The organism is Meridianimarinicoccus aquatilis, assembly GCF_004358675.1.
Lineage (GTDB): Bacteria > Pseudomonadota > Alphaproteobacteria > Rhodobacterales > Rhodobacteraceae > Meridianimarinicoccus > Meridianimarinicoccus aquatilis.
This window is the reverse complement of the sequence record NZ_SMZO01000007.1, coordinates 77,015-100,230: the sequence shown is the minus strand read 5'-3', so window position 1 is coordinate 100,230 and position 23,216 is coordinate 77,015. Positions and strand designations below refer to the sequence as shown.

Sequence of the window (23,216 nt, the reverse complement as noted above, 5' to 3'; positions counted from 1 at the left end):
ACCGCGTGGGGGAAAATTTACAAGGGGTATGCACCGCAGAGCCAACGGTCAGTCGGACAGGCCTGGTTCATCCAACAGATCGCGCCCATCGCGGGATTCGATTTCGATGATCCATAGATCGGGGTCAAAGCTGCGCTGACGGGTCAGGCTGGCGTCAACGTCTTGCTCTGGCCCGTCTGCCAGAACCATCCAGATCCGCGCCCCGGTTTCCATGTCAAAGCTGCGCGATTTGGCAACCGCTGTCCCGTCAAGCCGCGCGACTTTCACAATCACCGACCCGGCGGTCGCATCCCCCTTGGCGATGACATAGGCGGGAATGTCAGCAAGTTGCAGGCGGCGAATATAGGCCTGCACCCACAGTCCCGCCGCAAGCCGCATCAGGCGTCGCCATCACGGAAATCGAGCCCGATCTCGGAATAGCGTTCGGATTCTTCCAGCCAGTTGGGTCGCACCTTGACCTGCAAGAACAAGTGTACCTTGTGGCCCAAAAGCTCTTCCATATCGACGCGCGCGGCTTGGCCCACGCCCTTGATCGTCTCGCCCTTGTTGCCAAGCACGATGCCCTTATGGCCGTCGCGCATCACATAGATCACCTGATCCACGCGGGCAGAGCCGTCTTTGCGTTCTTCCCAGCTTTCGGTTTCCACGGTCAGTTGGTACGGCAGTTCCTGATGCAGGCGCAACGTCAGCTTTTCACGGGTCATTTCCGCCGCGATCATCCGCAGGGGAAGATCGGCAATCTGATCTTCGGGATAGAGCCATGGCCCTTCGGGAAGACGATCTGCCAGCCAGCCGCGCAGGTCCGCCACCCCAAATCCCTTTTCAGCAGAGATCATGAAGGTCTGCGCAAAATCGAACCGGGCGTTCATGTCTTCGGTCAGCTTGAGAAGGTCGGCGGCTTGCACCCGGTCGATCTTGTTGATCGCAAGCGCCACAGGGTGGCCCGCAGCCCGTTCAGCCAGCACGTCAAGAATGGCTTCAACGCCTTCGGTGATCCCGCGATGGGCTTCGATCAGCAGCACGACCAGGTCGGCATCTGCGGCCCCGCTCCAGGCGGCAGCGACCATGGCGCGATCAAGGCGGCGCCGCGGCCGGAACAGGCCTGGCGTGTCCACGAACACGATCTGTGACGCGCCATCAATCGCCACCCCGCGAATACGCGCGCGTGTGGTCTGCACCTTGTGCGTCACGATCGAGACTTTAGCCCCCACCATGCGATTCAGCAGAGTCGATTTACCGGCATTCGGCTCGCCAATCAGTGCGACAAAGCCAGCGCGGGTGCTTTCGCCTTCGGGGATTTGGCCTTCGGTGTCAGTCATTGCCGTCCGCCTCCACGCGGGTCAAAAGGGCCTGCGCAGCGGCCTGTTCGGCCTGCCGTTTTGTGCGCGCCTGTGCGGTTTCGTTTGCGCCGTCCTGAAGCACGACGCGGATTGTAAAAATCGGGGCATGGTCAGGTCCACTGCGGGCCAGCTGTTCATAGCGTGGCGGCGGCATGCGCCGGGCCTGCGCCCATTCCTGCAAGGATGTCTTTGGATCACGCGCATCGTCTTTGACCGACGCAATGCGCGTCCCCCAAAGGCGAAGAACCATGTCCCGCGCCGCATCCAGACCCCCGTCAACGTACACAGCTGCAATGACGGCTTCCATTGCGTCACCCAAAAGCGCCTCTTTGCGGCGCCCCCCGGACAGCATTTCAGATCGGCCAAGCCGCAGAACATCGCCAAGGGCAATCTCGCGTGCCACTTCTGCGCAGGCTTCCTTGCGGACGAGCGCGTTCAACCGCGGTGCAAGCAGCCCTTCGGGCGCGGCTTGATCAGCGTTGAGCAGAGCTTCCGCCATTACAAGGCCAAGCACCCGATCCCCGAGAAATTCAAGTCGCTGGTTATCCGACCGAACAGCCGACGCGACTGACCCGTGGGTCAGCGCCGCACGGAGCAGGTCAGGCTGAGAAAACTCGTGGCCGATCCGCCGTGAAAATTCTGTGTATTCAGCTGACAGCGCCAAGGATCAATTCAGCCCCTTGAAGAAGCGATCGCCGCGCCAAGTCCAGACGAAGAAGATCGACCGCCCGGCAGACGAGAACATCACCCGGTCTGCCCGGCCGATCAGGTTCTTGAACGGAACAAAACCCACGCCGCGCGCCGATTGCGGCACCCGGCTGTCGATGGAATTGTCGCGGTTGTCGCCCATGAAGAAGAAATGCCCTTGGGGGACGGTGAACACATCGGTGTTGTCCAGCGGGCCATCGCCAATGTTCAGGATGTCATGGCTCACGCCGCCTGGCAAAATCTCTGTTGTGCGGGTTTTCTCGCAGGTGCCGCCGATGCCAACCGGGCCATTCTCGCACCGCGGGAAGCTGCCAGCAGGGCCCTGCTTTTCATAGGTTTCAACAAAAACACCGGCCGGTTCCGTCGGTACTTTTTCACCGTTCAGGTACAATTCACCGTTTTTGACCTGCACTGTATCGCCGGGCAGACCGATAAGGCGTTTGATAAAATCACTGCCGTTGACCGGATGCTTGAAGACCACGATATCACCGCGATCTGGTTCGCTGCCAAAAAGGCGGTCGGGAATGAACGGACAGGCCGAGAAAGGGCAGGAATACTGCGAATAGCCATAGGCCATCTTGTTCACGAACAGGAAGTCCCCCACCAAAAGCGTGTCTTTCATGGACCCTGACGGAATCCAGAACGGCTGAAAGAAGAGCGTGCGGAATATGCCCGCAATCAAGAGCGCGTAAACGATCGTCTTGATGGTTTCGACGATGCCGCTTTCGGCTTCAGCCTTGCTTGCCATGCGATGTATCCTGCCGGTTCTTGGGTTTCGCGCTTCATGGGCGTGGAGCGGGGTGGAGTCAAGAAGCCTAGGAGGCGGGCGCGGGTCGTGGGCGGGCCTCGATGACCACAAACGCCTGCGCCCAAGGGTGGTCATCGGTCAACGTGACGTGGATTATGGCATCGTGGCCGGGGGGGGTCATCTCGGCCAGCCGCTGCGCCGCCCAGCCTGTCACCGCCATAACAGGTTGGCCGGTGGGCAGGTTGCTGACCGCCATGTCCCGCCACGAGATGCCCATGCGCAGCCCGGTACCCAGCGCCTTTGAACACGCTTCCTTGGCTGCCCAGCGTTTGGCATAGGTGCCTGCCACATCGGCCCGCTTTTCCGCCTTGAGCTGTTCGATGTCGGTGAATACGCGATTGCGAAACCGGTCCCCGAACCTGTCCAAAGTGCCTGCAATACGGTCGATATTGGCAAGGTCGCTGCCAATTCCAAGGATCATGACGGACGCTCCTGTTTGTTTTTGATCGGTTTATGCGAGCGGCCAGCTTGCCCGGTCATGCGCCCGGCGCAGCCGCATCGCGCAGCACCCGGCGCAAGATTTTGCCGGAGGCCGATTTTGGGATCGCATCCACCGAATAGACTTTTGCAGGATGCTTGTAGTGGGCAAGTCGGGCTTCACAATGGGCCGCAAGGTCAGGCACCTGACCGTCACCGGTCACGACATAGGCCACCACGGCTTCGTCACCGGTGTCATCCGCACGGCCCAAAACAGCGGCATCCTGTATATTCGGGTGTTCCAGCAACACAGCTTCAACTTCGGCCGGAGCGACCTGAAAGCCGTGCATTTTGATCAGTTCCTTGAGCCGGTCGTGGATGGCAAAGCTGCCGTTTTCATCGACCGATGCCAGATCACCCGTGCGCAACCAGCCGCCTTCGGCCATAGTTTCCGCGGTCGCCGCGGGGTTGCCGTGATAGCCCAACATGACCTGTGGCCCCTTGATCCACAATTCGCCCTTGCCCCCCGGCGCGGCGTCCTGTCCGGTTTCTGGCACGACGATCCGCGCGGCGGTGCCCGGAACCAACGCGCCGATGCTGCCGGGTTTCAGGTATCCGTCGCAGCACGCGTGGGAAACAGGGCTCATTTCGGTCATGCCGTATGCCTGCATTGCCGTGCATCCAAGCCGCGTGCTGATCGCGTCCGTCGTGGCTGACCCAAGCGGCGCCGCCCCCGAGATCACGACCTTCAGGGCGCTCAGGTCAAATTCTTCCACCAGCGGATGCTTGGCCAACACCAAAGCGACCGGCGGGACAAGGCAAAGCATCCGCATCTTGTGATCCTGTATCGCGCGCAGCAGCGTTTCCAAATCGAACCTGGGCATGGTGACAAGCCCCGCCCCTGCGCTCAGATACATGTTCATCATCACTGTCAGGCCGTAGATGTGAAAGAACGGCAAAAACGCGACGGTCATTTCGCCCGGATAGACGGGCACGGGTACAAGCGCCTGGTCCACGTTCACCACGAGGTTGCGATGGGACAGCATCACGCCCTTGGGCAACCCCGTTGTTCCAGATGAATAAGGAAGCGCGAGCACGTGGGTATCCAGATCGACCGGGACCTGCGCCGCAAGAGGTGCGCTCATCAGGCTCGACAGCGGCATTGCACCATTTGCCTCGCCGTCCCCGTCGATGACAGCGATGGGCATATCCATGCCCGAAACCGCCGCCTGCGCGGTTTCAAGTGCGGCGGAGACCGTCACCAAAAGCTGCGCCCCACTGTCCTGCAATTGATGCGCCACTTCTGGCGCAGTGTAAGACGGGTTGATCGTCGTGATTGTGGCACCGGCAAAGGCTGCGCCATGAAATACTGTCACATAGGCGGGCATGTTCGGGGCCAGAATGGCAATCGTCGCACCTGCGCCCCATCCAGCCTCGCTTAATCCGCCTGCCAGCGCGCGAATATCCGCCTCCAGCTCGGCGGCAGTCAGGCTGTCGCCAGTGACCGCGTCGCTCAGAACAATGCGATCAGGGTCGCCCAGCGCCAGACCTTCGAAGACCCGTTCGGTGACGCTCAGATCACGCAATTCGAGTTGCCCGTGCGGACTTTCATATACGGTCATAGACGTCCCAACCGCTTTGGCGCGCAAACGAGCTGACTATCGGCAAAGACGCAGCAAATTATCGGCCCCGTGTTGTCACAATTCATGCCTAGATCCTCCCCGATCGCGCGCTATGCCCCGCGTGCCGGGCATAGCGCATCGTGAAAGCCTAGACCCCGCGCCTAGCTGCTGCCAAGCACCTTGTCACACCGCCCGCAGACGCCGGGGTTTGCATGGGTGCCCACATCGGGCAGCACTTTCCAGCAGCGTTCGCATTTGCCACCCTCGGCTTTTTGGAACACGACGCCGACGCCGGGCACATCGGGAAGCGTGAACGCCCCTTCCGGGATCGGATCGGTGCTGAATGTCAGATTCGATACGATGCACAATGTCGCAAACTTCTCTGCATCCAGCTTGTCCGCCGTTTCGGCGGGGACATAAACGATCGGTGCAGCCTCAAGCGAGGCCCCGATTGTCTTTGCCTGGCGTTCCAGTTCCAGCGCACCAGTGACCACCCGGCGCACAGCGCGGTGGGTTTCGATATGTTCGGCCAAAACCGGATCATGCCAGCTTTCGGGCGTTGCGGCCATGTCCTGCAAATGGATCGAGGTGTCATCGCCGGGGAACCGTTCCAGCCAAACCTCTTCCATCGTGAACACCAGGATCGGGGCAAGCCAACCGGTGAGTCGGTGGAACAGGATATCCAGCACGGTCAGAGCCGAGCGCCGTTCAAGACTGTCCGTCCCGTCACAATACAGCGCATCCTTGCGGATATCGAAGTACAGCGCGCTCAGGTCGATGGTCGCGAACTGGAACACCTTCTGGAACACGCCCTGAAAGTCGAAGGACGCATAGCCTTCCTTCACTTGCCGGTCGAGCCTTTCCACGTGGTGCAGGATGTACTGCTCCAGCGGGGGCATATCATCCCGGTCAACGGCAATGTCGGGGCTGTAATCCGCAAGGCTGCCCAACATGAAACGCAGCGTGTTCCGCAACCGGCGATAGCTGTCGGCAGTGCCTTTCAGGATCTCTGGTCCGATGCGCTGATCGGCGGTGTAATCCGCCTGCGCCACCCAAAGCCGCAGGATATCGGCGCCGTATTGCTTGATGATCGCTTCGGGCACGATGGTGTTGCCCAGCGATTTGGACATCTTGTTGCCCTTCTGGTCCAACGTAAACCCATGTGTGACCACGTTGCGATAGGGCGCGCGGCCCATGGTGCCGCAGGCCTGAAGCATGGACGAATGGAACCACCCGCGATGCTGGTCGGTGCCTTCCATATAGACATCCGCGATCCCGTCCGGCGTGCCATCTTCGCGGTCGCGCAGCACGAAACTGTGGGTCGATCCGCTGTCGAACCACACATCGAGGATATCAAACACCTGATCATAGGCGTCTGCGTCAACGATCCCGTCTAGAAACCGCGCCTTCGCGCCATCCGCATACCACGCGTCTGCGCCTTCTTCCTCGAAGGCGGCACAGATCCGGGCATTCACCTCTTCGTTGCGCAGCAGGAAATCGGGATCGGTTGGTTGCGTGTCTTTCTTGGTGAAACAAGTCAGCGGCACACCCCAAGCCCGCTGACGCGACAGCACCCAGTCAGGGCGCGATTCGATCATTGAAAACAGCCGGTTGCGCCCGGTGCGCGGTGTCCAGGTCACCAACTCGTCGATCGAGGTCAGCGCCCGTTGGCGGATCGTAGTGCCATAAGTGTCCTGCCCGTCGCCAACTGCTTTGTCGATGGCGGCGAACCATTGAGGCGTGTTGCGGAAAATGACAGGAGCTTTGGACCGCCAGCTGTGCGGATAGCTGTGCTTGACCCGACCGCGCGCGATCAGTCCGCCAACCTCGACCAGCTTTTCGATCACGGTACGGTTTGCTTTGCCTTCCTTGCCCTTGCGGTCAAAGACCGTCAGGCCCGCAAAGAACGGAACATGGGGCAGGAATTCTGATTCCTCACCCACGTTATACGTCATCCGGTCCACCCAGCCGCGCTTGACGAAGCACTCATAATCGTCTGCGCCGTGGCTTGGGGCCGTGTGAACGAACCCGGTGCCTGCCTCGTCCGTCACGTGATCGCCGTCGATCACCGGCACGTCGTAATCCCAAAAGCCGTCCGCGCCTTCGATGCCCGCAAATGGGTGGGCACATGTCAGCCCGCCCAATTCAGCCGCGCTTACGCCGCGCACCCGAGAATGCGATGTCACACGGGCCTGTTCCAGAACCTGAGCAGCCAAGGCATCGGCCACCAAGTACAGATCCCCAACAGCAGTCCAGCTTTCGTCCTGTGTGGCATCAACGCGGTACAGGCCGTACTCAATGGACGGGTTGAACGCGATCGCCTTGTTGCTGGGGATGGTCCAAGGAGTCGTGGTCCAGATCACCACCCGCGCGGCATGAAGGTCATCGGCCAGCACGGCCTGATTGGCCCCATCAAAATCTGACGTTTCAACATCGGGCATGGGGGCATTTCCGCCACGGCGAACCCGGAACGGTACCCAGATCGTGTGGCTTTGGTGGTCGTGATATTCCACTTCCGCCTCGGCCAGCGCGGTTTTTTCAACCGGCGACCACATCACGGGCTTGGACCCCTGATACAGCGTGCCGGTCATCAGGAACTTCTGAAATTCCTCTGCGATCACCCGCTCGGCATGGAAATCCATGGTCAGATAGGGACGATCCCATGCGCCGGTGATCCCCAGTCGCTTAAATTCTTCGCGCTGGATGTCTACCCAGCCTGCCGCAAACTCCCGACACTCGCGCCGGAAATCGTTGATCGGAACATCGTCCTTGTTTCGCCCTTTGGCGCGGTATTTCTCTTCGATCTTCCATTCGATGGGCAGGCCGTGGCAGTCCCAGCCCGGCACATAACGCGCATCAAAGCCCATCATCTGGTGGCTGCGCACGATCATGTCTTTGATCGTCTTGTTCAGGGCGTGCCCGATATGCAGGTGCCCGTTCGCATAAGGGGGGCCATCATGCAGCACGAATGGGCGGCGGCCTTCGGCATTGGCGCGCAAACGGTCATAGACACCGATCCGTTCCCAGCGGGCCAGCCATTCCGGCTCGCGCTTGGGCAAACCCGCACGCATTGGAAACTCCGTGCGCGGCAGGTTCAGGGTGGATTTATAGTCGGGGGCGGTTTGGTCGGGCGTGTCGGACGACATGGATCAGCGGTCCTGAATTTGGGAAATCAATAAGGATGAGCATCATATGCGGCGCGGCAAGGCAGACGCCTGTTCCCGGCAACCCCTTGTCAGAGCGCCGGGCCGGTAATTCGCATGATGATGGCAAAAATCCCTGTCATAGCCGCGCTTATAGGCAGGGCCACGGGGCAGGTAAAGACACTGGCGGCGACGCGCGTGATACACTCAGGTGTTTGATCACGGCGCGTCCCTACCAAAGAGTGTTTGGGAAGGGCGTCAGCGGCTATCCCTTGCCGAAAAGCCCGGTCAAAGCCCGTTTTATGATCCCCGACACCGAGGGTCTGCGCGATGTCCCAAAAGGCAGCGGGCGGCACACTTCGATTGCGGCGATCCCGACGCGCGCGGTCAGCGCCCCGTTCACCACACCTTCGCCAAAGCGGCGCGAGACTTTGCTGACCAGTGACCCGCCCGCAACCGAGCTGATCAGATCGTCCCCAACCGCAACGGCCCCCGTGGCCACGAGGTGGGTCATGACTGCCCGCATCAAGCGCCATGTGCCAAGCGTGCCGGACCTGCCGCCATAAATCTCGGCAATGGCGCGGATCATGCGCAGGTTGGCTGTTGCCGCCGTGACTACGTCTGCCAAGGCCAAGGGAACAAGGGCTGTCACCGTCGCCACTTGGCGCGCGGCCGCTTCGACCTGCCGGGTCGCCTGCGCATCCAGCGGGGCAAGAAGATCGCTTTCGATCAGCCCCAGAGTCGCGTCGGCATCGAAACTGGCCGCAATCCGGTCTTGCAACCCGTCGCGGGACCAACGCAACTCTTCGCGGCTGGCATAAAAGCCGGACAGGTCGTTGGCCAAGACCCGCGCCGCGCCCAGATCCGCTGTCGCCAGAACTTCGGCAGCCCGGTGTTGCATCTTGTCAATGCGCGTCAGCCGGGAAAATGCAGCCAACTCGCGCAGAATAATCGCCCCACAGACTACGCCAAACGCCGCCAACAGCCCCGTCACAGCCGTGCCCAAAACAGGGCTGCGCGCAAGAAGTGCGTCGATCAAGCCCCACAAGGCCAACGATGCAAAGGCGCCGATCAGCGCCAACAACAGCCCCCAGAACCATGTTGCAAGCCGGTTGCGCGGTTTGGTCGCCAGTTGTGCCAGACGCTGCATCGCTGCGGCATCGGGCGGACCTTCCAGCGCGTCGGGCACGGGGGGCGCATCGGCCGGGGACGGGGCTGCTTCGGCCTTGTCCCCCTCAAGATCAATCAGAACGGGCCCCTTTGGTGTGCTCATGGCGCTTCCTTCGTCATAACCGATCCCCAATCAAAAACTGTGCGGCGCGGTCCAGCCGGATATGCGGCGGCCCTTCGCCCGAGCGAAGGTGCAGACGCGCCGGGGCAAACCGCATGATCTGGTAATCCTCGTCCAGCCACGACTCAGCCCAGTCTCGTGCCGGCGACAACAAAACAGACGGATCTTGCGGCAGATCACCGGGGTAAAATGCCGCTTGCCGACCGTCCTCCAGCAACCGCCCGCGCACGAGGTCAAGTTCACGCCCATCATGCATGCGCGTTTCCTCGGTGGTCGCGCGCAACGCGGCAATCGACATGGCCGATGTTTTGGCCCCGGCAAAATCGGCGCGAGCCCGAGCATCTTTCACCAAGGCCTCCATGAATCCAGTCAGCCGCGCGTGCTGTATATGGTGCAGGTGATCCGCCTTTGTGGCCGCGAACAGGATACGGTCCACCCGGCGCGCGCCCAGAAGCCTGCCAAGCCAACTGTTTGCGCCCGGGCGAAACGCGGTCAGCGTATCGGCCAGCGTCCGGCGCAAATCCTCAACCGCACGCGGGCCGTCATGGATTGCGCCCAAGGCATCGACCAACACGATCTGCCGGTCAAGGCGGGCAAAGTGGTCGCGAAAGAATGGCTGCACCACCTTGGCTTTATATGCGTCAAAACGCCGGGCGAACTCTGCCCGCAAGGAGCCACGCGGGGACGGGCCGGGAGGCAAAGGAGCAAAGGTCAAAACCGGCGAGCCCGCCATTTCGCCCGGCAAAATGAACCGGCCCGGCGTGCAATCCGAAAACCCCGCAGCGCGCGCCTGGATCAGATAACTGGTAAAGCCCTGCGCCAAGGACTGCGCGACCCCCTCATCCAACTTTGCCGTACCATCGACTGCGGCAATCGCCCCTTTTGCTTCAGCACCGCCGGGGCGCGTCGCCATCCGGTCCAGCGCATCCGCGCTCCACTGGGCATAACTTTTGGACAAAAGCCCTAGATCAAGCAGCCACTCGCCGGGATAATCGACGATGTCCAAGTGCAGCGTGCGCGGTCCGGTGATGCCGCCCAAGAGCCCCCCTGACCGAAGCCGCAGCGACAAGCGAAGCTGCGACACAGCGCGCGTGCTGTCGGGCCAATGCGGATCGGTCGCGGTCAGCGCGGCATTGTGCGCCTCGAAATCGAACCGGGGCACCGTGTCGTCAGGCTGGGGCTGCAAGAACGCCGTCAGGATGCGCCCGTCTGCTGCGGCCGCAAGTTGCGGCATGCGGCCCCGGTCAATCAGATTGGCGATCAAGGATGTAATGAATACCGTTTTGCCGGCGCGGCTCAGGCCCGTCACACCAAGCCGCAGCGTCGGGTCGAAGAACTGCTCGCTCACCGATTGGCCCACACCCTCAATCCCACGCGTCACGCCATCGGCTAATCGTCCCAAAACCACGTTTCGTCCCTCGTTTTCTTGTTACCCCAACACTTATGAGGTCGCTGGCTACTTTGCCAGCCCGGCGCACCCGCAGGCGAAGCCTGCCACGCCCAACGGGATAAGACATCGGCAGATGTCGAAGACGGGCGGGAGCCTTCCCGCCCTATGGCCCATGCAGACTTGTCGCCGCGCCCCGTGGCGGGTAATCGGAGCAAATGCCTCGTTATGCCCTTAAAATCGAATATCACGGTGCCCCCTTCCGGGGGTGGCAGCGCCAGCATGATCATCCCTCCGTGCAAGCGACTATTGAGGCTGCGCTGCGCCGCCTTGACCCGTCCATCGACAAGATCACCGCAGCCGGGCGTACCGACGCAGGGGTACATGCCACCGCGCAGGTCGCCCATGTGAACATGTCGCGCGAGTGGGATCCTTTCCGCCTTGGCGAAGCAGTCAATCACCATATGCGCCCGGCCCCGGTCGCCATCATCGGCGTCGCCCCGGTGTCAGATGAGTTCCATGCTCGGTTCTCCGCACTGGGTCGCCACTATGTGTTTCGCCTTGTCGCCCGCCGCGCACCGATCACGCTTGAGGCCGGACTGGTCTGGCAAGTGCGCAAACCGCTCGACAGTGCCGCGATGCAAGAAGGTGCGGACCGTCTCTTGGGCCACCATGATTTCACCACGTTTCGGTCCACCATGTGCCAGGCCGACAGCCCGTTTAAGACGCTGGATCGGCTGACCATAACCGAAGTGCCCCATGCGACAGGGATCGAGTACCGCTTTGACGTGCGCGCGCGCAGCTTCCTTCATAACCAGGTCCGCAGCTTTGTCGGCACGCTGGAACGCGTCGGGCGCGGTCACTGGACCCCGGATGACGTAACCGCTGCGCTAAAGGCCCGCGACCGCGCCGCTTGCGGGCCGGTCTGCCCCCCCTACGGCCTGTACCTCGCTCATGTGGAATACCCCGAGGACCCGTTCGCGAGGACGTGACTGGCCTTTCGGTGCCGCGGCACGATCTTGTAGACCACACACCTACGGAGCCCGCCATGACCCGGATCACCCGACGCGCATTGATGCTTTCCGCTCCCGCGCTTGCCCTGCCCGGCATCCTGCGGGCCCAGTCCAATCCCTTCGCGGCTGCGGCGCGCCGGGCGCAGGGTTTGGACCAACTCCATTCCCTGACGATCGTCAAGAACGGCGAAACAGTTGTGGCACAGCGGGTGCGCGGCCCCGGCCTCGACACCCCGGTCAACGTGAAATCCGTCTCGAAAACCGTCGTGGCAGCCTTGACCGGCGCAGCCATCGACCGCAACGAATTGCCCGGCCTTCAGGCAAAGCTGGGGGACTTGGCCCCGCGCCTCATCCCATCCGGCGCTGACCCGCGTGTCGCCCTGCTGACCGTGGAAAACCTCCTTACACTGCAAGCCGGACTGGAACGTACATCGGGCGGCAATTACGGCGCATGGGTTGGTAGCCGCAATTGGATCGCAGACGCACTTGGGCGCCCCTTCGTGGCCGAACCCGGCGCGCGTATGCTGTATTCAACCGGCACCACGCACGTGCTTGGAGCCGTCTTGGCCGAGGTCACGGGGCGCAGCCTTTTGTCCTTGTCCCGTGAATGGCTCGGGGCCCCTTTGGGGATCGATATCCCTGCCTGGACCCGTGATCCACAAGGCTTTTACATGGGCGGCAACGAAATGGCGCTGGCACCAATCGCGCTGGCCCGGTTTGGCGAAATGTTTCGGTTGAACGGGATGTGGCAGGGAAATCGGGTGCTTCCCTCAGCATGGGTCAGCGACAGTTTTCGCGCCCGCACCCGGTCGCCATGGTCCGGCCTTGGTTATGGGCTTGGCTGGTTCTTGGGCAACGCGGATGGCGCGCGTTTTGCCTTGGCGCGGGGTTATGGCGGACAGGTCGTCGTTGTGGTGCCAGATCGCGCGCTGACCATTGTGATCACGTCAGACCCAACGCGCCCCGCCCGTTCACAAGGGTATTTTGGCGACCTTTTGGCCATGATCGAACAAGACATCCTGCCCAACGCCCCCCGCGCCTGACCGCAAAGCGCCCCTTGTCATGTCCACATCTGACGCATCGTTTGCGCCACATCTATCGGCGGCGGCGCGGGCCGCGCTTGGCCACCGTGATGCTGCGGAGACCAGTGAAAAGCATCAAACTGTCCAAGAATCTCGGTCGGAATGAACCGCGTCCGCATTGCAAAGACGTGCCGGTCACCATTCCGCGTCTGCTGGGTAACATAGAAACGCAATGGCAACCCAAGCGTCAGACGATCCTTCGCCCGCGTCATGGCAACGTATAAAAGCCGTCTCTCTTCTTCCAACTCATGGGTGGACCCGGTGCCAAGATCGGATGGAATGCACCCATCCACAGCGTTGAGCAAATGCACCGATTTCCATTCTTGCCCCTTGGCGGAATGGATCGTCGACAAGATCAGGTAATCTTCGTCTTTCAGGGGGACCCCCGACGTGTCGCTGGTGGCATCGGGCGGATCAAGCGTCAAATCGGTCAGGAACGCTTCGGCAGACGCATACCCGGCAGCGATCTGTTCGAGTTGCAAAAGATCGGCCCGCCGCGCGTCGGCATCTTCGTGGACCCGATCCAGATGCGGGTCATACCATGCACGCGCCTGACCTAATGCGGCAGGCCACGGCGCATCGGTGGTCATGGCCTGCACGAATTCCGGCCAATCAGCCCCGGCGCGGCGGGGCGGCGCAACGTCATGCAAAGCCGCGCGCGGGTCGGCGGACAAATCCAGCGCGTCCAGCACATCGGCCGCTGCTTTGGGACCAATGCCGGGGATAAGTTGCAGCACGCGAAATCCCGCGACACGGTCGCGTGGATTGCGCGCCAACCGCAAGAAGGACAGCAAATCCTTCACATGGGCACTGTCGAGAAACTTCAGCCCGCCAAACTTGACGTATGGCACGTTGCGGCGCGTCAGCTCTGCCTCTAGCTGAACTGCGTGGCTGGAGGTGCGAAACAGCACCGCCTGATCCTTGAGCCGTGTGCCCGTCTCGCGGTCCTCCAGCACACAATCCACGACAAATCGCGCCTGTTCGGCTTCTGTGCCGACGGTTACCAAGCGGGGCTTGTCCGCCGATTTTCTATCTGTCCACAGATCCTTGGCAAACCGTTCCCGCGCCTGTCCGATAACGGCATTGGCCGCCGCCAAAATCGGCTGCGTCGATCGGTAATTCCGGTCTAGCGTGATAATGTCTGCCGGGGGCGTGAAGCCGTTCGGAAAATCCAGAATGTTGCGCACTGTGGTGGCCCGAAACGCATAGATCGACTGGGCATCATCCCCCACAACAGTCAATCCCCGCCCGTCCGGCTTCAGCGCCATCAAGATGCGTGCCTGCAGGCGGTTGGTATCTTGATATTCATCGATCAACACGTGATCCCACATATCGCCGATATGCGCCGCGAACGCGTCGTTTGCCATGACCTGCGCCCATGCCAGCAACAGATCGTCATAATCCAGCACGTTCTGTGCCTGCTTGGCCGCGACATACGCCGCGAAAAGGCGCTTCAGTTCTTCTGCCCAAGAGGCGCACCACGGAAAATGATCGCGCAGCACATCTGCCAAGGGGGCTTCAGAATTCACCGTACGGGAATAGATCGCAAGACAGGTTCCCTTGGCCGGAAACCTGCTTTCGGCCTTGGAAAACCCCAACGCATGGCGGTTGAGGTTCATCAAGTCCGCGCTGTCTTCGCGGTCATGGATCGAGAATTCCGGGTGCAGCCCGATTGAAGTGGCGTTTTCCCGCAAAATCCGCGCACCGATGCCGTGGAAGGTGCCCGCCCAAGTCAGCGCCTCAGCGGCAGTGCCCGTGCCCAAGGCTTGCGCGGTGATCCTTTCGACGCGGCGGGTCAGCTCGGTCGCGGCGCGGCGTGAAAACGTCATCAGCAGGATTCGGCGCGGATCGGCGCCATTGACCAACAGATGCGCCACGCGGTGCGCCAACGTGCTGGTCTTTCCAGACCCTGCACCCGCAATCACCAACAAGGGCGGCGGCAGCGCGTCCGCGCCCACACCAAACACCGCCGCCGCGCGTTGTTTGTCATTCAGCTTGTCGAGATACCCTGCGCCCGCCACGTTCTGCACCCCTTTCACCCGTGATCGGACCGTAAACGAGCAAGAACATAAAATGAACTTTAATATCCATGTCCCGACGTGAACATCGCGTCTTCACCGCGCTGGCATGATCGGATAGGCCACTGGGCGACACAAAGGAACAACGCCATGCTGCCGTGGATAGAACTTGCCACCGCAAAGGCACCGCAGGGCGAAACCCTGCGATTGCTGCAACGGGGCACCGAATATTCGATCCGGCTGGGAGGCGGGAACGAGTTGATGAACAGCCGCCTTGGTGGATCTGAAGAAGTGCTGGCAACCGCCGCCCTTGATCGCCTGCGCGGGGTCTCTGCGCCGCGCGTTTTGATCGGCGGGCTCGGTATGGGGTTCACCTTGCGCGCCGCGCTTGCGGTTCTGCCCGAGGGTGCACGCGTCGCCGTATCAGAGATCGTGCCAGAGTTGGCTGATTGGGCGCGTGGCCCCATGGCCGAGGTGTTCGGGACCTGCCTGTCTGATCCTCGGGTCGAAATTCGCATCGGCGACGTTTGCGCCGAAATCCGGCAATCACAGGGCGCTTTTGATGCGATCTTGCTTGATGTGGACAATGGGCCTGATGGGCTGACCCGCGCGGGCAATGACGCGCTTTATGGGGCCACCGGGCTTCAGGCGGCGCGCCGGGCGCTTGGTCCCGGCGGGGTGCTGGCCGTGTGGTCAGCAGAGCCAAGCGCGGCTTTCACAAAGCGACTCACCCGATCAGGTTTCGACGTTCAAGAGGCATCCGTGCGTGCCGGGCGCAGCAAGCGCGGCCCGAAACACACGATTTGGACAGCCGCGTCCCCACGCCCCTGATTAATAGCTGTAGTCGCCGTAAATCCGGGTCAGATCCCCGTTCCAATCGGTTTGATAGCGTTCCAGCAACTCGTCTGCCGGGGCACGGCCGGTTTCAACACTTTCCTGCAAAGCGTTCAGGAAATGCGTCTCATCTTCGATCATTCCACCTGCCCCCGGCAAGGCGCGCGCTTTTAGCCCGCTTTGGGCAATCGACACAACTTCTGCCGCGATATCGCGCATGGATTGGCCGTTGACCTGAGCCTGCAACCCGTCAACCGACGCGGCCACGCGCCATGCTTCGCGGGTTTCAGCATCCCAGCCTTTTGCCACGTCCCACGCTGCGTCCAGCGCGGTTTGGTCGTACATCAGGCCGACCCACAAGGCAGGCAGCGCACAAAGCCTGCGCCACGGGCCGCCATCTGCCCCGCGCATTTCGATGAACTTTTTGATCCGCGCTTCGGGAAAGACCGTCGTCAGGTGATCGGCCCAGTCCGACAGGGTCGGCATTTCACCCGGCAGCGCGGGCAATTCGCCCTTCAGGAAGTCGCGGAACGACTGGCCAAGCGCGTCAATATACTGCCCGTCGCGATAGACGAAATACATCGGCACATCGAGCATGTACTCAACCCAGCGTTCAAATCCCATGCCGTCTTCGAACACAAAAGGGAGCATCCCCGTGCGGTCTGCATCCAGATCGCGCCAGATGCGGGACCGCCAGGATTTGTGACCGTTTGGTTTGCCATCAAAGAAGGGTGAATTGGCAAACAGCGCCGTTGCCACAGGTTGCAGCGCCAGCGCCACGCGTAACTTTTGGACCATGTCGACTTCGGACCCAAAATCCAGATTCACCTGAACGGTGCAGGTCCGGTACATCATCTGCGTGCCATGGGTGCCGACGCGCCCCATGTAGTCGGTCATCAGCTTGTAACGCCCTTTGGGCATTTGCGGCATCTGATCACCCGTCCAGATCGGCGCGGCCCCAAGTCCGATGAACCCAACGCCGATCTTGTCGGCCACGTCGCGCACTTCGCGCAGGTGGGTGTTCACCTCGTCACATGTTTCGTGAATCGACACCAACGGCGCGCCAGACAACTCAAGCTGCCCGCCCGGTTCAAGGCTGACATTCGCGCCGTCTTTTTCCAGCCCGATCAGCTTGCCGGCTTCGCGCACTTCGGTCCAACCAAAGGCGTCGCGCAGCCCTTCGAGCATCGCAAGAATGGACCGGGGCCCTTCATACGGCAGTGGGTTGAGCGTGTCGCGACAATAGCCGAACTTTTCGTGCTCGGTGCCAATGCGCCAATCTTCCTTCGGCTTGCAGCCCGAAGACAGGTATTCGGCCAACTGGCCCCGATGTTCGATCAAGCCGCCGCCCGACTGTGGTATCGACATGGCTCACGCTCCGTTCTGCACCTGTTCTAATTGGCACAGGTGGCGCGGATTAGAACAGGTGTCAATGCCGGCAAGATCAGCCGAGGCGCTGAACCGACGACATTCCATCGCCCGGACCAGCGCGCGACCAAATCATCTGGGTGACCTCACCAGGCTGCGCGAGCCTTCGCAGAACAGCTTCCAGACGAAAACCGGGCAACTGCGTGAACGCGTCCAGAAGCGCGTCAGCCCCTTTGGCAGTCACAGGAATGTGCAATGGGGGACCGTCCGGGTGATACAAAACCCAGTGAACAGGATGCCCCGTCGGATCAAGCGTGATTGCCCGCAACGCATCAATCGCCACGACCCCGCCCTCCAGCGGGCCAAAATAGCCGATCTGTGCTTCGGTCAATTGAACCACGCCGGGGCCATCTCCCGCGCCGCGAAACCGGCCGCGCTGGACCCCGACCCACGCCAACGCCAGCCCAATCCCCATCACGGGCAAAGCCAGCCAATGGACCAACCCGAACCCCCGCAGCCAAAGCCAGAGCGCCACGAGGCACAAGACCCCGCCAATGATCGCTTCGCGCCAACGCCGGGCCTGCGCCAAGAGTTCAGGGCGCACGAAGCTCATCGCCAATCCCCAAGCGCCGCTTGCCACAGAGCAAGTGCGGCCACGGCCGCCGTATCGGCCCGCAAAATGCGCGGGCCAAGACTGACAGGATGCGCGGCGGGATGAGCATGCAACCGCGCGCGTTCAGCCGGGCTGAATCCGCCCTCTGGCCCGATCAGAATCGCCCAAGGTCCGGGCATCGCAGGCAGCGCGCTGACCGGTCCGGCCAAATCTTCGTCGCAGAACATCAAACGGCGATCTTCGGGCCAGTGGTCAAGCAGTCGGGACAGTGGGCGCAGGTCATCCACGTCGGGCACAAAGGTGCCGCCGCACTGCTCTGCCGCCTCCACCGCGTGGGCCTGAAGCCGGTCGCGCCGAATGCGTTCGGAGTTGGTAAAATCGGTCTGAACCGGACAAATCCGCGCCGCGCCCATTTCAGCCGCTTTTTCGACGATAAAATCGGTGCGGGCCTTTTTGATCGGCGCAAAAAGCAGCCACAGATCAGGCGGCATACGTATTGGCGCGGTCTGCGGACCGATCACCAACGTCGCGCTGCGCTTGCCAGCCTGCCCCAGATGAGCCAGATATTCCCCTGAACGACCATCAAACACGGCCACAGCATCACCGGAAACAAGCCGCATGACGCCCGTCAGGTAATGGGCCTGATCGCGCTGCAAATCGACGGTCTGCCCCTCGGCAAGGGGTTGGTCCAGAAACAGCCGGGTTTTGGCAACAGATGACATGGGACACTTGATATGACCGACGCGCGCCAAGCACCAGAGGCCCCGGACCAGGTTGTTGCGGATGCGGCGATCGGCAACTGGGTCGACAGATACGCCCCGCCGGCCGCGCGCCCCTGGCTCAGGCTGAGCCGGGCGGACAGGCCCGTCGGCACATGGCTTTTGCTGCTGCCCTGCTGGTGGGCGGTTTTTTTGTCAGCCGCGTCCGGTGATGGGCTGGGCTGGAAAGGCGCATGGATCATCCTTGGCTGCGCGATTGGCGCGTTTCTGATGCGCGGCGCAGGTTGCACCTGGAACGACATCACCGACCGGGACATTGACGGCGACGTGGCGCGCACAGCGTCGCGCCCCATACCGTCCGGACAAGTCACCTTGCGGGGCGCAGTGATTTGGATGTGCGTACAGGCCTTGCTGGCGTTGGGAATTCTGCTGACCTTTAACTGGGTGGCCATCGGCCTTGGGGTCGCATCACTGGCCTTGGTCTGCGTCTACCCGTTCGCCAAGCGGTTTACGTGGTGGCCGCAGATCTTCCTTGGGTTAGCGTTTAATTGGGGCGCGCTGCTTGTCTGGGCCGCCCATGACGGTGCGCTTGGGTGGCCAGCTGGGCTGCTCTACCTTGGCGGGATTGCATGGACGCTTTTCTATGACACGATTTATGCCCACCAAGATCGCGAGGACGATGCGTTGATCGGGGTGAAGTCCACCGCACGGCTTTTCGGCGAAAACTCGCCGGTTTGGCTGGGTGGTTTTCTGGCGCTGACAATGGGGTTGATGACCGCCGCCGTAGACCTTGCCTTTGACACGGGATCGTCTGGCCGGGCGCTCGCGCTTGCGGGTGTGGCGGGTATGGGGCTGCATATGGTGTGGCAATTGCGCAGCTTAGACATTCACGACGGCGAAAGATGCCTCAAACTTTTTCGGTCAAATCGGGACGCCGGCTTGATCGTTGTGCTCGGGTTCGCCCTGGCAACCCTGATCTGACGCCGCCCACGGCCCGCCCATCGCCAGCCCGATTGATTGCCAAGGTCCGGCGAACCGCCTAGAGCAGGATCGATCCGCAACACTTGAGGCACCTTCATGCGATCCACTCTTCAACCTGTGCTCCGCCTGCTCGCGCTTGGTGCTGGAGCTGGGGCAAGCGTGTGGGTTGCGATGACCGCCGCCGACCTGATCGAAGTCCAAAACCGGGATGCGATCGCGGCTGCCCTGTTGCGCGATGGGTTTCGCTGGGCGGTTGTAGACACCGACGGGTTGACCGCCACGCTAAGTGGAACAGCCCCCGATGAAACCGCACGGTTCCGCGCCCTCCGCTCCGCCAGCGATGAAATCAATCCGGCGAATATTCGGGATGCAATGACGGTTGCGCCCCCTCGGGACGTGCCGATGCCCGACTACAGGTTGGAGTTTTTGCGCGCCGGGAACAAAGTGACCACTCTGGGGCTGCTGCCGGGCGGGCTTGACGCCGAAGACGCGTTGCTTGCCGCAATCGCCGACGCAACGGTGGGGCTGGAGGTATCATCGCTTGTGACCGCAAGCGCAGATGCCGCGCCTGACGGGTGGTCGGGTGGAATCTCCACTGCCATCGAAGCCACGCAATCCCTTCCCGAAGCGCGCGTGGTTCTCACCCCCGGCAGGCTCTCGGTTAAGGGCCGTACAACAGATCGCGCTACTGCAACAACGCTTGAGGCTGCACTACGGGACAGCTTGCCAGACGACATCGAGCTGGCGCTTGACCTAAGGATTCCGCTGCCCACACTTTCACCGTTCGTAACGCGGCTTCGGGTTGCGGGCGGCGCTGCGACCTTTGATGCCTGCGCCGCATCCAGCCCAGCCGGTGCCGCAAGAATCAAAGCCGCTGCCGTGACCGCCGGGCTTGCCCCTGATTCAGCGCCGTGCACTTTGGCCCATGGTGCCCCCGATGCGGCGTGGGATCGCGTTGCAGTAGACGCGATCACTGCGTTGCATGGGCTGGGCAGCGGCGCTGTCACCTTGTCCGATCTCACCGTCACATTGTCGCCCGACGCCGCCAGCAGCCCCTCGGCGATTGATGCCGCGCGGGCTCGGTTGGAAGCCGCGTTGCCCGATGGCTACAGGCTTGTCGTCATGGTTCCATCCGGCACCGATGGCGGACCTGCATCGTCCTCCGCAGCCCCAAATTTCTCAGCCACGCGAAGCCCTGAGGGTCAAATCCAAGTGCGGGGCCCCCTGCCTGATGCACAGGCCGAAACAATGGTCGATAGTTTTGCAGACGCGCGTTTCCCGGCCGACTCTTTGACCATTGCGCTGCGTCGGCGCAGTGATCTGCCAGAGGGCTGGAGCCTTCGTGTGCTGGCTGGTCTTGAAGCCTTCAGCGCACTTGAATCGGGACGCCTGAGCGTCACACCGGCGATGATAATGTTGTCTGGCACAACGGGGACGCAGGGGTTGTCATCGACACTTGCAGGGCGGCTGACGACAGCCTTGGGGCCTTCTGCGGCGATAAAGCTGGATATCACATACCGTGAGCAATTGGACCCAGTCGCAGCCTTGCCCACCGCCGAAGAATGTTTGGCGCAGGTCCGGGCTATTCAAGAACGCGACAAGATCACGTTTGGGCCTGGGTCTATCGAACTGGACACCACCGCGCTATCCATTGTCCGCCGGATCGGCAGGGTCTTGCGCGACTGCGAGGGGATCGCAATGGAAGTGGGCGGGCACACTGACAGCCAAGGCCGCGCGGAAATGAACCAAAGCCTGAGCCAAGCTCGCGCAGACGCCGTTCTGAACGCACTGATTGCAGAGCGCGTTTCCAGCAAATCACTGACCTCAGTCGGCTACGGCGAAGACAATCCAGTGGCAGACAACGACACAGCGGATGGTCGCGAGGCCAACAGACGGATCGACTTCCAACTGCAGTTTCCTTTACTGGGCCCTCCTGCGCCCATAGTGGAAGACGCGGCCGCATCGGCTGACCCAGAGATAGAAACACAGGCCAGCGAGGAGACATCGGATGGACAGGACTGAACTGATTATCGCCACTGGCATCCTGTTGTTCGGGGCATTCCTTTTGGGCTTTCTCACGCACTGGCTTGTCAGCCGTCTGTCCCACGTTTCATCATCTCAGCTAGGCGAGCTTGAAGCCATGGCCGAGGCTCTGCACTATGCCGAAGAAACACGCGATGCCGCGATGGCCGAGCGCGTATCCGTGGAAACACGTCTGCAAGCACAAGTCACACAGGCCGAGGCCGAACTTCGCGCTGCCATGGAAGGGTTGCGCGAGGCGCGCCATGACAGCGAAGCCTTACGCGCCGAACTGGCCCGGCTTGGCCACACGCACTAAGCGGCGACCGCAGCACGGGCCGGAGCGTTTATTGCCAACGCTCCAAGGCGGCCTCATCCACATCGCGCGCATCCACCCAAGCTGCGCCTTGCCCGGTCACTTCTTTCTTCCAAAACGGCGCGCGCGATTTCAGGTAATCCATAAGGAACTCTGCCGCCGCGAAGGCATCGGCACGGTGGCGGGATGCAGTTGCCACCATCATGATTGTCTCACCCGGTCGCAACGTTCCAAAGCGATGAATAATCATGGCTCCCGACAAGGGCCAGCGGGCCAAAGCGGCATCGCGGATATCTTGAAGCGCGCGCTCGGTCATGCCGGGGTAGTGTTCAATCTCCATACGCTCAAGCGTGCCGGTTTCCGCGTCGCGGACCACACCGGTAAACGTTACGATCCCACCTGCCCCCGTCTGTGCAGCCGCGAAGGCGTCGGTTTCGGCTGCAAGATCGAAGGGCGCACTTAGAAGTTTAACGGTCATCAGCCCCCCGTCATCGGCGGGAAAAAGGCAACTTCGCGCGCATCGGTGAGCGGCGCATCAAAGTCTGTCAACGCCTGGTCAACGGCGACGCGCAATGCGGACGTATCAGCAAAGGCCGCAGCATAGCGTTCTTCGCGCGCAGACAGTTCCGCAACCAGATCGGCGACGGTCGCCGCCTGTGTTTCCAACGTTTCGCGCGGAAGGCCAATCCGTTCTCGCACCCAAGCAAAATACAGAACATCAAGCGTCATTTGCGATCCTCCCTAAGGAAAGGTAGCGATTTTCTAAAGTAATCCCAGCCGGTGATTGCTGTTAGTATGGCCGCAACCCAGAACAACGCCGTGCCAATAAAACCAATTGCCCATGCACTGCGAGCCACCACCCACGTTGCGTTCCAATCTGACGGCCCGGATGCGATGGCCGCATAGAAACCGGCCTGATCAACGCTGCGATACATCCAGTACAGCTTTTCCTGAAGCCCAAGGCTGGCCAACAGCAGCGTAATCGCCACCATTTGCGCTGTTGTTTTCCATTTGGCGAGTTGCGTCACGCGCAGGCGACCAGCATCAGCTCCCAGAAATTCGCGGAGACCGGAAACAAAAACTTCGCGGAACAGAATGACAACGCCCGGCACAACCAGCCAAGGGTTCAACCCGGAAAGGGCGACCACAAGCGTCAGCGCGATAATGACCATCGCCTTGTCAGCAATCGGATCGAGCATGGCCCCGAACCGGCTTGTCTGATTCCATCGACGCGCCAAAAAGCCATCAAACCAATCTGTCAGGGATGCACCAACAAACAGCACGAGAGCCACCCAATCCGCGGTCGGACGGGTGAACACAACGAAAGCGATTCCAAGGGCGGGAGCTGCCAAAAGGCGCAAGACCGTCAGAATATTGGGAATGTTCCAAGTCATGGCGGCGGTGTATCGCTTCGCAAGGGGGCAGGAAAGCGGATTGATCCTTTGGCCCTGCCGTGGCCGCGAATTCAGACGGCGGGCACCACTATTGGCATATAGATCGGGCAAGGAACTGGGGCGGGTGGATTGCCCACCACTAT

Annotated in this window: 22 protein-coding genes; 6 read left to right on the top strand and 16 right to left on the bottom strand. The window is 61.5% G+C overall.

Going from position 1 to position 23,216, the window contains the following annotated elements:
- Positions 1 to 48 precede the first annotated feature (48 nt).
- The 9 genes from E2L05_RS04920 to E2L05_RS04880 all read right to left on the bottom strand — a co-directional run bounded on the left by E2L05_RS04920 (position 49) and on the right by E2L05_RS04880 (position 10,737).
- Positions 49 to 378: a DUF1491 family protein gene (locus tag E2L05_RS04920; RefSeq protein WP_133341775.1), complete on the bottom strand. Its 330-nt coding sequence runs from the start codon at positions 376 to 378 to the stop codon at positions 49 to 51.
- On the bottom strand, positions 378 to 1,319 hold the full coding sequence (era, locus tag E2L05_RS04915; RefSeq protein WP_133341774.1) for a GTPase Era: 942 nt from the start codon (positions 1,317 to 1,319) through the stop codon (positions 378 to 380). The genes E2L05_RS04920 and era overlap by 1 nt, the downstream gene beginning before the upstream one ends.
- Complete coding sequence (gene rnc / locus E2L05_RS04910) at positions 1,312 to 2,004, bottom strand: ribonuclease III (protein ID WP_133341773.1); 693 nt, start codon at positions 2,002 to 2,004, stop codon at positions 1,312 to 1,314. The genes era and rnc overlap by 8 nt, the downstream gene beginning before the upstream one ends.
- A gap of 3 nt (positions 2,005 to 2,007) precedes the next feature.
- Complete coding sequence (lepB, locus tag E2L05_RS04905) at positions 2,008 to 2,796, bottom strand: signal peptidase I (RefSeq protein ID WP_133341772.1); 789 nt, start codon at positions 2,794 to 2,796, stop codon at positions 2,008 to 2,010.
- Positions 2,797 to 2,863: 67 nt separating this feature from the next.
- Entirely contained in the window at positions 2,864 to 3,277 is a 414-nt protein-coding gene (acpS, locus tag E2L05_RS04900; RefSeq protein ID WP_133341771.1) for a holo-ACP synthase, read from the bottom strand.
- A 55-nt stretch (positions 3,278 to 3,332) separates the two neighbouring features.
- Complete coding sequence (locus E2L05_RS04895; protein ID WP_133341770.1) at positions 3,333 to 4,895, bottom strand: AMP-binding protein; 1,563 nt, start codon at positions 4,893 to 4,895, stop codon at positions 3,333 to 3,335.
- A 161-nt stretch (positions 4,896 to 5,056) separates the two neighbouring features.
- Positions 5,057 to 8,041 carry an isoleucine--tRNA ligase gene (ileS, locus tag E2L05_RS04890; RefSeq protein ID WP_133341769.1) on the bottom strand — a complete coding sequence of 995 codons (2,985 nt, stop codon included), beginning with the start codon at positions 8,039 to 8,041 and terminating at the stop codon, positions 5,057 to 5,059.
- 262 nt (positions 8,042 to 8,303) lie between these two features.
- A complete protein-coding gene (locus E2L05_RS04885) occupies positions 8,304 to 9,311 on the bottom strand; it encodes a YcjF family protein (RefSeq protein ID WP_133341768.1) in 1,008 nt (335 codons plus the stop codon).
- A 13-nt stretch (positions 9,312 to 9,324) separates the two neighbouring features.
- Positions 9,325 to 10,737 carry a YcjX family GTP-binding protein gene (locus E2L05_RS04880; RefSeq protein WP_133341767.1) on the bottom strand — a complete coding sequence of 471 codons (1,413 nt, stop codon included), beginning with the start codon at positions 10,735 to 10,737 and terminating at the stop codon, positions 9,325 to 9,327.
- A gap of 197 nt (positions 10,738 to 10,934) precedes the next feature.
- Here E2L05_RS04880 and truA point away from each other — a divergent pair, with 197 nt between their 5' ends.
- Positions 10,935 to 11,708, top strand: coding sequence for a tRNA pseudouridine(38-40) synthase TruA (truA, locus tag E2L05_RS04875; RefSeq protein WP_133341766.1), 774 nt, complete (start codon positions 10,935 to 10,937; stop codon positions 11,706 to 11,708).
- Between the two features lie 56 nt (positions 11,709 to 11,764).
- Positions 11,765 to 12,772 carry a serine hydrolase domain-containing protein gene (locus tag E2L05_RS04870; protein ID WP_133341765.1) on the top strand — a complete coding sequence of 336 codons (1,008 nt, stop codon included), beginning with the start codon at positions 11,765 to 11,767 and terminating at the stop codon, positions 12,770 to 12,772.
- Positions 12,773 to 12,789: 17 nt separating this feature from the next.
- On the opposite strand, the gene E2L05_RS04865 is transcribed toward E2L05_RS04870, so the two are convergent.
- Positions 12,790 to 14,832 carry an ATP-dependent helicase gene (locus tag E2L05_RS04865; protein WP_133341803.1) on the bottom strand — a complete coding sequence of 681 codons (2,043 nt, stop codon included), beginning with the start codon at positions 14,830 to 14,832 and terminating at the stop codon, positions 12,790 to 12,792.
- A 147-nt stretch (positions 14,833 to 14,979) separates the two neighbouring features.
- Between E2L05_RS04865 and E2L05_RS04860 the strand changes: the two genes are divergently transcribed.
- On the top strand, positions 14,980 to 15,660 hold the full coding sequence (locus E2L05_RS04860; RefSeq protein ID WP_133341764.1) for a spermidine synthase: 681 nt from the start codon (positions 14,980 to 14,982) through the stop codon (positions 15,658 to 15,660).
- On the opposite strand, the gene E2L05_RS04855 is transcribed toward E2L05_RS04860, so the two are convergent.
- The 3 genes from E2L05_RS04855 to E2L05_RS04845 all read right to left on the bottom strand — a co-directional run bounded on the left by E2L05_RS04855 (position 15,661) and on the right by E2L05_RS04845 (position 18,366).
- Entirely contained in the window at positions 15,661 to 17,031 is a 1,371-nt protein-coding gene (locus E2L05_RS04855; protein WP_133341763.1) for a glutamate--cysteine ligase, read from the bottom strand.
- A gap of 76 nt (positions 17,032 to 17,107) precedes the next feature.
- Positions 17,108 to 17,644 (bottom strand): hypothetical protein, encoded by a 537-nt coding sequence (locus E2L05_RS04850; RefSeq protein ID WP_133341762.1) that lies wholly within the window; start codon positions 17,642 to 17,644, stop codon positions 17,108 to 17,110.
- Positions 17,641 to 18,366: a 16S rRNA (uracil(1498)-N(3))-methyltransferase gene (locus E2L05_RS04845; RefSeq protein ID WP_133341761.1), complete on the bottom strand. Its 726-nt coding sequence runs from the start codon at positions 18,364 to 18,366 to the stop codon at positions 17,641 to 17,643. Before E2L05_RS04845 ends, E2L05_RS04850 begins: the two co-directional genes overlap by 4 nt.
- A 12-nt stretch (positions 18,367 to 18,378) precedes the next feature.
- On the opposite strand from E2L05_RS04845, the gene ubiA reads away from it, so the two are divergent.
- From ubiA to E2L05_RS04830, 3 genes are all read left to right on the top strand, one after another.
- Entirely contained in the window at positions 18,379 to 19,344 is a 966-nt protein-coding gene (gene ubiA / locus E2L05_RS04840) for a 4-hydroxybenzoate octaprenyltransferase (protein ID WP_133341760.1), read from the top strand.
- 96 nt (positions 19,345 to 19,440) lie between these two features.
- A complete protein-coding gene (locus E2L05_RS04835; RefSeq protein WP_133341759.1) occupies positions 19,441 to 21,366 on the top strand; it encodes an OmpA family protein in 1,926 nt (641 codons plus the stop codon).
- The gene (locus tag E2L05_RS04830) at positions 21,353 to 21,682 is read left to right on the top strand and encodes a hypothetical protein (protein ID WP_133341758.1); all 330 of its coding nucleotides are present in this window, start codon (positions 21,353 to 21,355) and stop codon (positions 21,680 to 21,682) included. The genes E2L05_RS04835 and E2L05_RS04830 overlap by 14 nt, the downstream gene beginning before the upstream one ends.
- Positions 21,683 to 21,710: 28 nt before the next feature.
- On the opposite strand, the gene E2L05_RS04825 is transcribed toward E2L05_RS04830, so the two are convergent.
- Genes E2L05_RS04825 through pgsA form a run of 3 tightly spaced genes read right to left on the bottom strand, consistent with a single transcriptional unit; the run spans position 21,711 to position 23,073 of the window.
- Positions 21,711 to 22,157: a molybdenum cofactor biosynthesis protein MoaE gene (locus tag E2L05_RS04825; RefSeq protein WP_133341757.1), complete on the bottom strand. Its 447-nt coding sequence runs from the start codon at positions 22,155 to 22,157 to the stop codon at positions 21,711 to 21,713.
- Positions 22,157 to 22,408: a molybdopterin converting factor subunit 1 gene (moaD, locus tag E2L05_RS04820; protein WP_133341756.1), complete on the bottom strand. Its 252-nt coding sequence runs from the start codon at positions 22,406 to 22,408 to the stop codon at positions 22,157 to 22,159. Before moaD ends, E2L05_RS04825 begins: the two co-directional genes overlap by 1 nt.
- A complete protein-coding gene (gene pgsA, locus E2L05_RS04815) occupies positions 22,405 to 23,073 on the bottom strand; it encodes a CDP-diacylglycerol--glycerol-3-phosphate 3-phosphatidyltransferase (RefSeq protein ID WP_133341755.1) in 669 nt (222 codons plus the stop codon). The genes moaD and pgsA overlap by 4 nt, the downstream gene beginning before the upstream one ends.
- Positions 23,074 to 23,216: the final 143 nt, after the last annotated feature.

Bases quoted from the DNA above. Each gene is read 5' to 3' on its own strand.
- E2L05_RS04920 (WP_133341775.1), bottom strand. From the start codon at position 378: ATGCGGCTTGCGGCGGGACTGTGGGTGCAGGCCTATATTCGCCGCCTG.
- era (WP_133341774.1), bottom strand. From the start codon at position 1,319: ATGACTGACACCGAAGGCCAAATCCCCGAAGGCGAAAGCACCCGCGCT.
- lepB (WP_133341772.1), bottom strand. From the start codon at position 2,796: ATGGCAAGCAAGGCTGAAGCCGAAAGCGGCATCGTCGAAACCATCAAG.
- acpS (WP_133341771.1), bottom strand. From the start codon at position 3,277: ATGATCCTTGGAATTGGCAGCGACCTTGCCAATATCGACCGTATTGCA.
- E2L05_RS04895 (WP_133341770.1), bottom strand. From the start codon at position 4,895: ATGACCGTATATGAAAGTCCGCACGGGCAACTCGAATTGCGTGATCTG.
- ileS (WP_133341769.1), bottom strand. From the start codon at position 8,041: ATGTCGTCCGACACGCCCGACCAAACCGCCCCCGACTATAAATCCACC.
- E2L05_RS04885 (WP_133341768.1), bottom strand. From the start codon at position 9,311: ATGAGCACACCAAAGGGGCCCGTTCTGATTGATCTTGAGGGGGACAAG.
- truA (WP_133341766.1), top strand. From the start codon at position 10,935: ATGCCTCGTTATGCCCTTAAAATCGAATATCACGGTGCCCCCTTCCGG.
- E2L05_RS04870 (WP_133341765.1), top strand. From the start codon at position 11,765: ATGACCCGGATCACCCGACGCGCATTGATGCTTTCCGCTCCCGCGCTT.
- E2L05_RS04860 (WP_133341764.1), top strand. From the start codon at position 14,980: ATGCTGCCGTGGATAGAACTTGCCACCGCAAAGGCACCGCAGGGCGAA.
- E2L05_RS04855 (WP_133341763.1), bottom strand. From the start codon at position 17,031: ATGTCGATACCACAGTCGGGCGGCGGCTTGATCGAACATCGGGGCCAG.
- E2L05_RS04850 (WP_133341762.1), bottom strand. From the start codon at position 17,644: ATGAGCTTCGTGCGCCCTGAACTCTTGGCGCAGGCCCGGCGTTGGCGC.
- E2L05_RS04845 (WP_133341761.1), bottom strand. From the start codon at position 18,366: ATGTCATCTGTTGCCAAAACCCGGCTGTTTCTGGACCAACCCCTTGCC.
- ubiA (WP_133341760.1), top strand. From the start codon at position 18,379: ATGACCGACGCGCGCCAAGCACCAGAGGCCCCGGACCAGGTTGTTGCG.
- E2L05_RS04835 (WP_133341759.1), top strand. From the start codon at position 19,441: ATGCGATCCACTCTTCAACCTGTGCTCCGCCTGCTCGCGCTTGGTGCT.
- E2L05_RS04830 (WP_133341758.1), top strand. From the start codon at position 21,353: ATGGACAGGACTGAACTGATTATCGCCACTGGCATCCTGTTGTTCGGG.
- E2L05_RS04825 (WP_133341757.1), bottom strand. From the start codon at position 22,157: ATGACCGTTAAACTTCTAAGTGCGCCCTTCGATCTTGCAGCCGAAACC.
- moaD (WP_133341756.1), bottom strand. From the start codon at position 22,408: ATGACGCTTGATGTTCTGTATTTTGCTTGGGTGCGAGAACGGATTGGC.
- pgsA (WP_133341755.1), bottom strand. From the start codon at position 23,073: ATGACTTGGAACATTCCCAATATTCTGACGGTCTTGCGCCTTTTGGCA.